Raw genomic sequence first — 11,710 nt, forward strand, 5'->3', positions numbered from 1 at the left:
GACCCGTGACGCCCCTCGCGCACAAAACCTACGGCCGGGTGCGGGGCGTCAGTGGCGCTCCACCAGGACCGCGGTGCCCTGCCCGACGCCGACGCACATCGTGGCCAGGCCACGCTCGGCGCCCGTGCGGCGCATGCGGTGCAGCAGGGTGGTGAGGATGCGGGCTCCCGAGGCGCCGAGCGGGTGGCCGAGGGCGATGGCGCCGCCGGTCGGGTTGACGAGGTCCTGGTCGATGCCGAGGGCGTCCACGCAGGCGAGGGCCTGGGCGGCGAACGCCTCATTGAACTCGGCCTCCTGGATGTCGGCGACGCTCCAGCCGGCGCGTCCGAGCGCCTTGCGGGTCGCGGGTACCGGGCCGATGCCCATGACGTCGGGATCGACGCCGGCCGAGGCTCCCGCGACATACCGTCCGAGCGATTCGAGTCCCAGCTCGTTCAGGACCTCCTCGCTGACGAGCAGCACACCCGCGGCGCCGTCGTTCATCGGCGAGGCGTTGCCCGCGGTGACCGTGCCGCCGGCGCGGAACACCGGCTTGAGTCGGGCCAGTTTGTCGAGCGAGGTGTCCTCCCGCACGCATTCGTCGCTGTCGACGACCACACCGTCGGGTCGCTCGACGGTAAGCAGCTCGGCGTCGAAGTACCCGTTCTTGCGGGCGTCCGCGGCACGCTGGTGGCTGCGGAGCGCGAACGCGTCCTGCCGCTCGCGCGAGACGCCGTACCGCGCGGCGACCTCCTCCGCGGTCTCCCCCATGGACAGGACTCCGTGCAGGTCCTTCATCGCCGGATTGACCAGCCGCCAGCCGAGCCGGGTGTCGACGGTCTCGATGCGGTGCGGCAGTGCCTCGTCCGGGCGGGGCAGCACGAAGGGGGCACGGCTCATCGACTCGGAGCCTCCGGCGAGCACGATGTCGGCCTCGCCGGAGGCGATGGCGCGGGCCGCCGTCGTGACGGCTTCGAGGCCGGAGGCGCAGAGCCGGTTGACGGTGGCGCCGGGCACGCTGTCGGGCAGTCCGGCGAGCAGCGCGGCCATCCGGGCGACATTGCGGTTGTCCTCGCCGGCCTGGTTGGCGGCGCCCCAGTAGACGTCGTCGACGCGGGCCGGATCCAGTGTGGGCACCTCGGCGACCAGAGCGCGGATGACGCCCGCGGCGAGGTCGTCGGGCCGTACGGAGGACAGGGCACCGCGCAGCTTGCCGATGGGCGTGCGGCGAGCGGCCGCGAAGTGGACGGGACGCACGACAGGACTCCTGACGGACACCGGCGGACGGGCACCGGACGTTGATGAGCACAACCATTAATTAGCACTGCTAGTTTTGGACTATATCCCCGTGGCGGATCCTTGGGAAGATCCGCCCTGCCGCCGGTATCCGCCCGTCCGCCCCGAACGCCCGACCCCGTGCGGGATCGTTCCGCGGTCGTGGCGGCCAGGGCGGTGGCCGGGGATCGACGGCCGCCCGCTCCGCCCCTCGCCTGGATGGCAGACTGCTCGCGCACCCCGCCGAACCCAGGCCGCGAGGGTGAACAGACCCAGGAAAGCGGGGAGTTGTCGTATGACGGGGACGGAGTCCACCGCGGACGGGATCGACACCAGCAGGCCGCATCCGGCACGGGTGTACGACTGGTATCTGGGCGGCAAGGACAACTATCCGGTCGACGAGCGGCTCGGACGGCAGATCACGGCGCGTGATCCCGGAGCCAAGCGGGCCGCGCGCAGCAACCGCTGGTTCATGCAACGGGCCACCCGGCACCTCGTCCGCACGGCGGGAATCCGCCAGTTCCTGGACATCGGCACCGGCATACCCACCGAGCCCAACCTCCACCAGATCGCCCAGAGTTCCGCTCCGGACGCACGGGTGGTGTACGTCGACAACGACCCGATCGTCCTAGCCCACGCCGAGGCGCTGCTGCGCGGCACTCCGGAGGGCATGACGGAGTACGTCCAGGCGGACGTGCGCGAGCCGCTGAAGATCCTCGACGAGGCTGCACGCGTGCTCGACCTCGACCGTCCCGTGGCCCTGTCGCTGATCGCGCTGATGCACTTCATCGCCGACGACGGCGGCGCGTACGAGCTGGTCGGGACCCTGGTCGACGCGCTGGCGCCGGGAAGCTACCTGTCGCTGTCCGCGATGACCGCCGACTTCGAGCCGGAGGAGGTCCGGCAGGGCATCGAGGCGTACGCGCGCGGCGGTGTCACCCTGGTGGGCCGCTCGCACGCCGGCGTCAGCCGCTTCTTCGAGGGACTGGACCTGGTCGAGCCCGGTGTCGTCTCGGTGAAGGACTGGCGTCCCGGGCTCGCGGAGGACGAGACCCCGATCGGCGACGAGCCGGTGTCCCTGTACGGCGGGGTCGGCCTGAAGCGCTAGGGAGCGCGGGGGCGAAGAGTCCGGGGCCGGGTCCTTGGACCTGCCGGCCAGGGCGGTCCGGCCCCCGGCCGGGGACGGTCGGCCCCTGCCCCCGTGCGCGCCGGGAGGGCAGGCTGGGAAGCCGTCCGAGCAGGAAGCGAGATGGCGAGATGACCCTCATCGTCGGGCAGGTGATGACCAGCGAGGTCGTCGGCGCGCATCGGAAGATGTCCTTCAAGGACGTGGCCCGGCTGCTGGACCGGTACCGGATCAGCGGGCTGCCGGTCGTGGACGACGACGACAAGGTGGTGGGCGTGATCTCGGAGACGGATCTGCTGCGCCTGCAGGCTGCCCGGTCCGGCCGGGAGCGGCGCCGGCGTCTGCCGTCGCTGCGCCGCGCGCTGCCGTGGTCGCCCCGTCCGGAGCGGACCGCGCGCCACGTGCCGGCCGCCGGCGCCGGGCCCGTCCGCGCCACGACCGTGGAACAGCTGATGTCGACGCCCGCGATCACCGTGCATCCGGAGCAGCGCGTGGCCGATGCCGCCCGGGTCATGGAGCGTCATCACGTCGAGCGGCTTCCGGTGGTGGACGAGGAGGACCGGCTGATCGGGATCGCGACCCGGCGCGACCTGCTGCGGGTCTTCCTGCGGACGGACGAGGAGATCCGCCGGGAGGTCGCCGACGAGGTGCTGGGGCGCGCGCTGTCGCTGCCGCCGCACTCCGTGGCCGTCTCGGTCGGCGACGGAGTGGTGACGCTGGAGGGGCGGCTGGAGCACCGCGACGAGATCTTCGAGGCCGTCCGGCTGACGTGGCGGGTCGACGGTGTCGTCGGGGTCATGAACCGTCTGGCCTTCCGCGCCGACGACACCCACCCGGCCGTGCGGCATCCCGCGCAGCGGATCGACCACGAGCGGCCGCCCGGGCGCTGAGGGACGCGCGGGCGGTCGGCGGACGGACGGCCCCCCGGGAACCCGCTCGTCACCGGCGGCGCCCGCCCGGTCGGCGTTGCCGGTGAACCCCCTTGGGAACAACAGGTGTCGAGTCCGGGGCGGCAAGGGCCGGGGACCACGAGCCCGTGTGCGTCCGGATCCGGCGACCGTCCTCCTGATCACCGCGGCGGGCCGCCCACGCCGTCTTGCGAACCCTTCGCGGCTATTCCTCCCCTTCTCCCCCGAAGCCGTCGACGCGATCCGCACAGGTGCCCGACCACGGGCACGGGCGGTCGGGCATCATGGCTTCGACGGGTGGTAAGTGAGGGGAACTCATATGGACCAGAGCGCACACCTTCCGGAGGAGCCGCCGGCCCCGCAGTTCCGGTTGGACGCCCTGCTGGAGGACCTCCAGGAGCAGGTGCAGCGTGTGCGCGGCACCCAGAACCGGGTGCACACGCTGCTCGAAGCGGTGCTCGCGATCGGCAGCGATCTCGATCTCGACGTGGTCCTGCAGCAGATCGTGGAATCCGCGGTGCAGCTCGTCGACTGCCGCTACGGGGCGCTCGGCGTCCTCGGTGACGAGGGCGGCATCAAGCAGTTCATCACCGTGGGCATCGACGAGGAGACCATCGCCCGCATCGGCCACTACCCCCGGGGAGAAGGCATCCTCGGCCTGCTGATCCGCGAGCCGCACGCACTGCGGCTGCCCGTGCTGAGCGACCACCCGGACTCCGTCGGCTTCCCGCCCGGCCACCCCCCGATGACCACGTTCCTCGGCACCCCCGTGCAGGTCCGCGACAAGATCTTCGGCAACCTGTATCTCACCGAGAAGCACGGCGGGGCCGAGTTCGACGCCGAGGACGAGGCGGTGCTGCGCACACTCGGTGCGGCGGCCGGTGTGGCCATCGACAACGCCCGGCTGTACGACGACGCCCGGCGCCGTGAGCGCTGGCTGGCCGCGAGCAGCGATCTGACCCGCACCCTGCTGTCGGGCGCCGATCCGGTCGAGGTCCTGCACACGTTCACCGCGACGGTCCGGGAGCTGTCCGACGCGGATCTGGTGACCCTGGCGGTGCCGGTGACCGGCACCACGGACCTGGTCATCGAGTCCGCCGAGGGACACGACGCCGAACTGGTACGGGGGTTGGCCCTGCCGGACGGGACGAGTCTGGCAGCCAAGGTGTTCGCCTCCGGCGAGCGAATCGTCAGTGCGTCGCTCAGCGAGGACCCGCGCACCGGGACGGGCAGCGCGTCGGTCCTCGACCTCGGCCCGGCGTTCGTGATTCCGCTCGGCACCCCGGAGCGGGTGCGGGGCGTTCTCCAGGTCGCGAACCGGCAGGGCGGCACCGTGTTCCCCGACGCCACCATCGAGATGATCGCCGGGTTCGCGGGTCACGCCGCGCTGGCCCTGGAGATCGCCGAGCACCGCCGCGACGCGGAACAGCTCCTCGTCCTCAACGACCGTGACCGCATCGCGCGCGACCTGCACGACCTGGCCATCCAGCGGCTCTTCGCCGGCGGGCTCAGCCTCCAGTCGGTTCTCAACCGCCTCGCCGACCGGCCCGACGTGGCCGAACGCGTCCAGCGGGTGGTGGACGATCTCGACGACACGATCAAGGTCGTACGCTCCACGATCTACGCCCTGCGGGAGAGCGACCGGTCCGGCGCCACCGCCGGTCTGCGCACCCGGCTCGTCACCGAGGTGGGCCGCGCGGCCGAGACACTGGGCTTCGCCCCCGCCCTGCGCATGAGCGGTCTGCTCGACACCGACGTGCCCGACGAGCAGCGGGAACACGTGGTCGCGGTGCTGCGCGAGGCCCTGTCCAACGTGGCCCGGCACGCCCGGGCCACCGCCGTGGAGGTCACCGCCGAGGCCACCGCCACGACACTGCGGCTGCGGGTGGCGGACGACGGCCGCGGCATCGGCCCCGGCGACACCCGCCGCAGTGGTCTCGGCAACATCGGCACCCGCGCCGAGCAGCTGGGCGGCCGTTGCACCCTGACGGCCAACGAGCCGAGCGGCACCGTCCTGGAGTGGACGGTGCCGCTGCACCACGACGCCCCCGCCTGACCCGCGTCGCCCCGGTCCGGCCCGCGTTCAGCGCTGGTCGGCCGAGGCGGGGCTGTCGTCGATGAAGCCGCCGGACTGATGGCGCCACAGCTTCGCGTAGGCGCCTTCCGACGCGAGCAGTTCCCGATGGGTGCCCTGTTCGACGATCTTCCCTCGGTCGAGGACGACGAGCCGGTCCATGGTGGCGACCGTGCTGAGCCGGTGCGCCACCACCAGCGCCGTCCGCCTCTCCATGAGCCGCCACAGCGCCGACTGGACGAGGATCTCGCTCTCGGAGTCCAGGGCGCTGGTCGCCTCGTCGAGCAGCAGGATCGGCGCGTCACGCAGGATCGCGCGGGCGAGGGCGACCCGCTGGCGCTGGCCGCCCGACAGTTTGATGCCACGCTCTCCGACCATGGTCGCGAAACCGTCCGGCAGCGCGTCGGCGAACTCCGTGACGTGTGCCGCCTCGGCCGCGCGGCGGATCTCCTCCTCGGTCGCGTCCGGACGGGCGAAGGCGATGTTGTCCCGCAGCGAGCGGTGGAACATCGCCGGGTCCTGCGGCACGTACGCGATCAGGCTGCGCAGGTCGGCCTGACGCAGCTTGCTGATGTCCTGGCCTCCGATCAGGATGCGGCCGCCCTCGATGTCCGTCATCCGCAGCAGCAGCCGGGTGAGCGTGGTCTTGCCGCCGCCCGACCTGCCGACCAGACCGATCTTCGCTCCGCTGGGAACGGCCAGTTCGAGGCCGGTGAACAGCGGCTCGGCGCCGCCGTGGGTGAAGGTCACCTGTTCGAAGCGGACATCGGCGTCACCGGCCCGCAGAGGCTCCGGAACGACCGGGTCGAGCACGGTCGGCGGTGACATCAGCAGTTCGGTGAACTGGGCGGCCTCCGTCATCGAGCTCTCCAGACGCCGGTAGATCTGGTTGAACTCGAACATGATCCGGGTCGCGTTCGCGTAGTACGTGAAGGCGACGACCACCGCCTCCACGCCGTGCCCTCCCCCGCCGAGCGTGATCGCGAGCAGCAGGCCGAGCGCGTTGGTCAGGACGGACATCGGCGCGACGAACGTGTCGATGCGCAGGTTGCCGTAGTCCCACGACCGCAGGGTCAGCCGCCGCGACAGCGCGACCCGGGAGCGGTGCTCCGCCGCCTCGCGCTCCTCGGCGGCGAAGGCCCGCACGGTGTCCATGTTCATCAGACTGTCGGCGACATGGCCCGAGACCCGGGCGATCGCCTCCTCACGCTCGTCGACGAGTGCCTGACGGCGGCGGATGAGCGGCACCGCGCACACCCCGGTCACGGCGATCATCACCAGAAGTCCGACGACGAGCAGCGGTTCGTAGCGCCACAGCACCACCGATCCGAAGAGGAGCGGCACGAGGCTGCCCACGACCTGGAACGTCATCGTGTCGACGAACTCCTCGAAGCGGGAGGCGAAGCTCAGCACCCGCTTGGTCAGCGAGCCGGCGAAGTTGTCGTGGAAGAACGAGGCGTCCTTGGCGAACAGTTCGTCCATGCCGATCACGTACAGCTGCTCGATGCCGAGAGCGTCCAGCCGGTTCAGGCAGTGCAGACCGAGGCGCCAGAACGCTTCCGCGAGGAGCAGGACGCCGCCGAAGGCGAGGACGTACGGCAGGGCGTCACCGGCGGAGACACCGCTGTCGCCCTCGGCGATACGGCCGACGAGTTTCGCGACGATGAGCGGCGCGACGTAGCTGATGCCGATGTTGCCCAGCGCCGGCAGCAGCATGCCCGGCACGGTCAGCCGCCGGAGCCTGCGAAGCTCCCTTCCGTAGTAGCGAAGTGCGAGGAGGACCGGGCCCTTGCCCGGTAAGGCCTTGCGCGATTCAGGAGATGCCATCACAGCCCTGTGTCGTCGTACGGCTGCCCGCCGCGCCGTCCGTGGTTCACTCCACCCCGGTTCCCCAAGGCGTCGATGTCCGGATATGGGCAGGCAAGAAGTTACATAATCCCGCGACGATGGCCACACGGTCCAAGGGTTTTTCCCGGCCACCGGCCCGTCCCGGACAGCCGTACGCCCTCGACCGGAGGGGAGCCGGCGAACGCGGGCAACCGGGTGTGGCCTTGTCCGACCTCGTACGACCTCGCACGACGGTGGCCGGGTACGACAAGGCCGCTTCCTCTGTGATGAGGGGGCCGCCGTCTCCATGACGCCATCTCAATTTGGCGCGACCAGTGTGGAGTTCCTGCTCGCTCGAAGTAGATCCGGTTTACCGTGTGCGCCATACTCCAGGCGTGACTACGCCGATCGGTCCCGTGATCATCTTCGATGACGAGTTCCACATGTACGTCCTCAAGGACCGAGCGTTCGCTGAGGCATGGTGGGAGATGCCTGATGAGTACGCTTGCGGATTCGACGCTCTGGCCAGGCCGTTGCGCATGACAGGTGAGCCTCGTACGGTCACCCTCGAACTCGCGAGTGACGAACCGGCCGAGGCTGACCTGCGTCGCTTGGTCGCCGACCATTACCGACGGTTTCTGCACGGGCAGACTCCACCCACAGCATCCGACCTCGCAGCGTTCGTGGGCGCGCTGCCTGTCGAGGGCTGACGGGAATCCACACGTCCAGTACCGTGCGTTCGATGATCCGACGGTGACGGCCCAGGCAGGCCGAGGACTCGATGCCACCGTCCAGACCCTCTGCCGCGGCGGAAGCCGCCTCATGGGTCATGTCCGCCGGAGTGGTGTACCGACGGCCGCTCGGTGATCTCGGTTCGTCACTCCGGTCCGCACCCGCCGTGACAGCGAGAGCGGCGGCAGCGGCCCGAAGCGCGGCACGAGCACCGCAGCACCCGGGCCGACGCGTCCGCGCCCCTGCCCGCATCACACCACTGATCACCACCCAGGGCTACCTACACCCGGACGCACACAAGATCACGGCCGTCGGAGCGGCGTTTTCCGCACACTTCAGCGTGCTCCGCGCACCACGCTCGCTGCCGAGCCCGATCGTCGTGACCCGCCGACCCCGGTCAAGCACGCCGGTCCCCGACCGGTCCCCAAAAATGATCAAAGGCCGGTCTCGGATATCTCCGAAACCGGCCCTCTTTCACGACTGTCTCCAGTCGGGACGACAGGATTTGAACCTGCGACCCCTTGACCCCCAGTCAAGTGCGCTACCAAGCTGCGCCACGTCCCGATACCCGTCTGACCTGGGATTTCCCCTGGCTGGACGCGCACGGAAACAATACCGCACTCACACCGGTGGTCGCGCACCCGTTTTGTGCGGGCCGGACGGCCGAACGGCGTGTTCGAGCGGTACCGGGGTGCCGTTCGGTGACCGGGACACGGGGCCGTCGACCCGTACCAGGTCGCGTACCGCGGGCACCGAGAGCAGGGCCGCGCAGACGACGAGGGACATGACGCCCGCCACGAGCAGGACGTTGTCTGCGCCGAGGGCCGCGGCGGCGGGCCCCGCGAGCGCCTGGCCGACGGGCATCATCGCCAGGGAGCCCGCGACGTCGTAGGCGTGGATGCGGTTGAGGACGTCGGGGGCGACCTGTGTCTGCACACTGGTCGCCCACATCACGCCCCAGAACGAGGTACCCGCTCCGGCGATCATCGCGCACGCCGAGACGGCCGCCACGCCGAACCCCGCCCCTACGGACGCGGGGAAGCAGGCGAAGGCCAGGAGGGCGAGGGAACCGGCGCGCAGCATGCGGCGCGGACGCAGGCGCAGGGCGACGAGCCCGCCGACGACCGTGCCCGCGCCGAGGGCGGAGTTGATCAGGCCGTAGGCGCGCGGGCCGTGCGCGCGCACCATCTCGGTGGCCACCAGGGGGACGGTCGGGCCCCAGACGGAAATCATGTAGACGCACCAGATGACGATGACGGCCCACATCCACGTACGGGATCTGAACTCCCGCCATCCTTCGGCGAGGTCGGCCCTGAAGCCGCCGCCGTGGGTCCTGCTCGCGGGGGCGGCCGCGGGCAGGCGGAGCAGCAGCAGGCACAGGGCGCTCAGCGCGTAGGTTCCGGCGTGGGCCACGAAGACCCCTCCGGCGGAGGCGAACGCGACCAGCAGACCCGCCAGGGCGGGGCCGGCGAGCTGGGCGGCGGACTCGGCGATCCGGATGGCGCCGTTGGCTCCCTGGATGTCGGAGGCCAGCCGCGGAACGGTGCTGGCGACGCCGGGCTGGAAGACGGCGCCGGCCACGCCGTTGACCGCGCCGATCACACAGACCTGCCAGAGGACCACATGGCCGGCGAAGAAGAGGGCGGCGGCGATCGACTGGGCGACGAGCCGTACGAGGTCGGCGCCGATCATCAGTCTGCGGGTGCTGAACCGGTCGGCGATCACTCCGCCGAACACGACCAGGGCGGCGAAGGGTGCGGCGGAGGCTGCCATGGCGAGGCCGACGGCGCCGACTCCGTACCCGTACCGCAGCAGTCCCGCGGCGAGCGCCACCGGGAGCATGGTCTCCCCGAGCCGGGCGAGGGCCCGCGCGACGAAGAACAGGGCGAAGTCCCGCGACCAGACGGGCCGGGGCCGCCGGTCGTCGAGGAGGCCGGCCCCGGACCGGACCGAGCCCGACGCTCCGGACCGCTTCCCGTCCTGTGGCTCCCTGTCCCGTGGCTCCCCGTCCGATGACGTCATGGCCATCCCGCTCGCGCCCCTCCCCCTGGCCCGACGGCTCCCCCACGAAGCCGCCCGTCCCGCACTTCGTTGCCGCTTGCGGATCGCGTCCGTCGGCGGATCACTCCCGATTCGGATCATGCCACGGGGCACCGCCGGCGCAGAGGCCGTTTCAGTCGGCGGACGGCAGGCCCAACTCGGGGTGGGCGTCGATGAGTCGGGGCGGGGCCGCCTGACGCCACGAGTCGGCGAGGATGGCGTGGAGTTCACCGTCGTCCTCCAGGGCGGCGAGCCGGGCCCGGACCCAGGCGAAGCCGGCCTCGTGGTCGGCGACCCAGAACTTCCCCGGCTCGGCCAGGACCAGTTCGTCGCGCTCCTCCTTCGGACAGCGCACGGCGATGGAGGTCTCCGCCTCGGGCAGGGTGGCGAACATCTTTCCCGCGACCCGGAACGTGGGCATGCCCCAGGCGATCTTCTCCGTCGTGTCCGGCAGGGAAAGGGCGATACGGCGTACGTCGTCTGCATCCGGCATGAGACGCACGGTAGTCAATGCCACTGACATCGACGCGGTGAAGCACGACGTCAGCGGTGGAACGGGCGGCGCCACCGGGAACCGGTGGTCCCGCTCCACGAGGTGACGGGCCGGTGCCCCCCGACGCGGCTCAGAACCCGTCAGGTGCCGTCGGCGAGCGCCTCCAGCCGCTTGTAGAAGATGGTCGTCGGGTGGAGTTCGCCCGACGGCGTCGCCGCGTAGTCGGGTATCGCCCCGATCCGGGTCCAGCCCGCCGACAGGTACAGCGACTCGGCGGGGCTTCCGGTCTCGGTGTCGAGATGGAGCAGGGTGATGCCCTCGGCCACCGCCGCCGTCTCCGCGGTCGCCAGGAGCGTCCGGCCCACGCCCTGTCCGCGTCCGTCCCGGTGGACCATCAGCTTGACGAGTTCGGCGCGATGGCGGCTGTTGGGCTTGCCCGGGAAGGCGAGGGCGACGGTGCCGAGCAGCCGGCCGCCGACGTGGGCCACCCAGACCGCGTGGTGCCCGGCCGAGACCGCGTCCGCGCGCTCGCGCCACCAGGCGACGGCCTCCGCGCGGCCGAGCGGGGCGAGGAATCCGACCGAGGCGCCGCCGTCCACGGTGTCGGTGAGCAGGCCCGCCAACTCATCGGCTTCCTCGTGGAGTTCGGCCGCGGTGAGGCGTGCGACGGTGATCACGGCAGCACCACCGCCAGCGCGTACCGCACGTCCTCGGGGCCGGGGCAGCGAAAGCGCGTCGGCCCCCAGACACGCAGCCGGAGGCAGTCACCGGCGCCGAGGCGGTGCTCGGTGTCCTGCGCGGTCACGTCGAGCCGTCCGTCGAGGACCCAGATGTGCTGCTCCAGGCCGGGCACGGGAGGCCTGTCGTACGCGATGTCCGCGCCGGCCGTGAGCCGTCCCTCGACCAGTTCGCCGCGCAGTCCCGAGTGCGGTGGCGACACCGAGCGCCGGACGAATCCGGAGGCCTGGTCCGTCCAGACCGTCTGGTCGGCGGCGCGGACCAGGAGCGCCGATTCCCGTTCGACCTCGCTGAGCAGGTGCGACATGGTCCGCCCGTACACATGGCAGAGGCGGTTCAGGAGGGAGGCCGTGGGGCTGATCTCGGCACGCTCCGCGCGGGAGAGGGTCGATCTGCTGATCCCGCTGCGCTCCGCCAGCTCGCCCAGGGTCCAGCCCCGTTCGGCCCTCAGCTCGGCCAGTCGCGCTCCGAGCCGGACGTCGACGGCGACATCGTCCTCGTTTCCCATATTCGGGATG

General features: G+C 71.3%; 10 protein-coding genes and 1 tRNA gene. 4 read left to right on the plus strand and 7 right to left on the minus strand.

The annotated features are described in order from the left end of the window. Nucleotides 1–48: 48 nt before the first annotated feature. A complete protein-coding gene (locus OG780_RS06945; RefSeq protein WP_328445740.1) occupies nt 49–1,236 on the minus strand; it encodes a thiolase family protein in 1,188 nt (395 codons plus the stop codon). Nucleotides 1,237–1,549: 313 nt separating this feature from the next. Here OG780_RS06945 and OG780_RS06950 point away from each other — a divergent pair, with 313 nt between their 5' ends. The 3 genes from OG780_RS06950 to OG780_RS06960 all read left to right on the plus strand — a co-directional run bounded on the left by OG780_RS06950 (nt 1,550) and on the right by OG780_RS06960 (nt 5,344). Then, complete coding sequence (locus tag OG780_RS06950; RefSeq protein WP_328445742.1) at nt 1,550–2,362, plus strand: SAM-dependent methyltransferase; 813 nt, start codon at nt 1,550–1,552, stop codon at nt 2,360–2,362. Nucleotides 2,363–2,511: 149 nt separating this feature from the next. Further along, nucleotides 2,512–3,270 carry a CBS domain-containing protein gene (locus OG780_RS06955; RefSeq protein ID WP_328445744.1) on the plus strand — a complete coding sequence of 253 codons (759 nt, stop codon included), beginning with the start codon at nt 2,512–2,514 and terminating at the stop codon, nt 3,268–3,270. Nucleotides 3,271–3,607: 337 nt separating this feature from the next. Beyond that, nucleotides 3,608–5,344 (plus strand): GAF domain-containing sensor histidine kinase, encoded by a 1,737-nt coding sequence (locus OG780_RS06960; protein ID WP_328445746.1) that lies wholly within the window; start codon nt 3,608–3,610, stop codon nt 5,342–5,344. Between the two features lie 27 nt (nt 5,345–5,371). On the opposite strand, the gene OG780_RS06965 is transcribed toward OG780_RS06960, so the two are convergent. Further along, nucleotides 5,372–7,189: an ABC transporter ATP-binding protein gene (locus OG780_RS06965; protein ID WP_328445748.1), complete on the minus strand. Its 1,818-nt coding sequence runs from the start codon at nt 7,187–7,189 to the stop codon at nt 5,372–5,374. A gap of 395 nt (nt 7,190–7,584) precedes the next feature. Here OG780_RS06965 and OG780_RS06970 point away from each other — a divergent pair, with 395 nt between their 5' ends. Next, nucleotides 7,585–7,899, plus strand: coding sequence for a hypothetical protein (locus OG780_RS06970; RefSeq protein ID WP_328445750.1), 315 nt, complete (start codon nt 7,585–7,587; stop codon nt 7,897–7,899). A gap of 512 nt (nt 7,900–8,411) precedes the next feature. Here the strand turns inward: OG780_RS06970 and OG780_RS06975 are convergent. The 5 genes from OG780_RS06975 to OG780_RS06995 form a co-directional block, all read right to left on the minus strand. After that, nucleotides 8,412–8,485: transfer RNA gene (locus tag OG780_RS06975), tRNA-Pro, on the minus strand. A 57-nt stretch (nt 8,486–8,542) separates the two neighbouring features. Next, entirely contained in the window at nt 8,543–9,943 is a 1,401-nt protein-coding gene (locus OG780_RS06980) for an MFS transporter (protein WP_328445752.1), read from the minus strand. Nucleotides 9,944–10,094: 151 nt separating this feature from the next. Then, a complete protein-coding gene (locus OG780_RS06985) occupies nt 10,095–10,454 on the minus strand; it encodes an MmcQ/YjbR family DNA-binding protein (RefSeq protein ID WP_328445754.1) in 360 nt (119 codons plus the stop codon). Nucleotides 10,455–10,594: 140 nt separating this feature from the next. Continuing rightward, nucleotides 10,595–11,128 carry a GNAT family N-acetyltransferase gene (locus tag OG780_RS06990; protein WP_328457944.1) on the minus strand — a complete coding sequence of 178 codons (534 nt, stop codon included), beginning with the start codon at nt 11,126–11,128 and terminating at the stop codon, nt 10,595–10,597. Beyond that, complete coding sequence (locus tag OG780_RS06995; RefSeq protein WP_328445756.1) at nt 11,128–11,700, minus strand: helix-turn-helix domain-containing protein; 573 nt, start codon at nt 11,698–11,700, stop codon at nt 11,128–11,130. The genes OG780_RS06990 and OG780_RS06995 overlap by 1 nt, the downstream gene beginning before the upstream one ends. Nucleotides 11,701–11,710 lie beyond the last annotated feature (10 nt).

Origin of the sequence: Streptomyces sp. NBC_00386 (genome assembly GCF_036063235.1) — a bacterium.
In the GTDB taxonomy this organism is placed as follows: domain Bacteria; phylum Actinomycetota; class Actinomycetes; order Streptomycetales; family Streptomycetaceae; genus Streptomyces.

What these genes read in the sequence shown, in the direction of transcription:
- OG780_RS06950 (WP_328445742.1), top strand. Translation starts at nt 1,550, where the DNA reads ATGACGGGGACGGAGTCCACCGCGGACGGGATCGACACCAGCAGGCCG.
- OG780_RS06980 (WP_328445752.1), bottom strand. Translation starts at nt 9,943, where the DNA reads ATGACGTCATCGGACGGGGAGCCACGGGACAGGGAGCCACAGGACGGG.
- OG780_RS06955 (WP_328445744.1), top strand. Translation starts at nt 2,512, where the DNA reads ATGACCCTCATCGTCGGGCAGGTGATGACCAGCGAGGTCGTCGGCGCG.
- OG780_RS06995 (WP_328445756.1), bottom strand. Translation starts at nt 11,700, where the DNA reads ATGGGAAACGAGGACGATGTCGCCGTCGACGTCCGGCTCGGAGCGCGA.
- OG780_RS06960 (WP_328445746.1), top strand. Translation starts at nt 3,608, where the DNA reads ATGGACCAGAGCGCACACCTTCCGGAGGAGCCGCCGGCCCCGCAGTTC.
- OG780_RS06985 (WP_328445754.1), bottom strand. Translation starts at nt 10,454, where the DNA reads ATGCCGGATGCAGACGACGTACGCCGTATCGCCCTTTCCCTGCCGGAC.
- OG780_RS06965 (WP_328445748.1), bottom strand. Translation starts at nt 7,189, where the DNA reads ATGGCATCTCCTGAATCGCGCAAGGCCTTACCGGGCAAGGGCCCGGTC.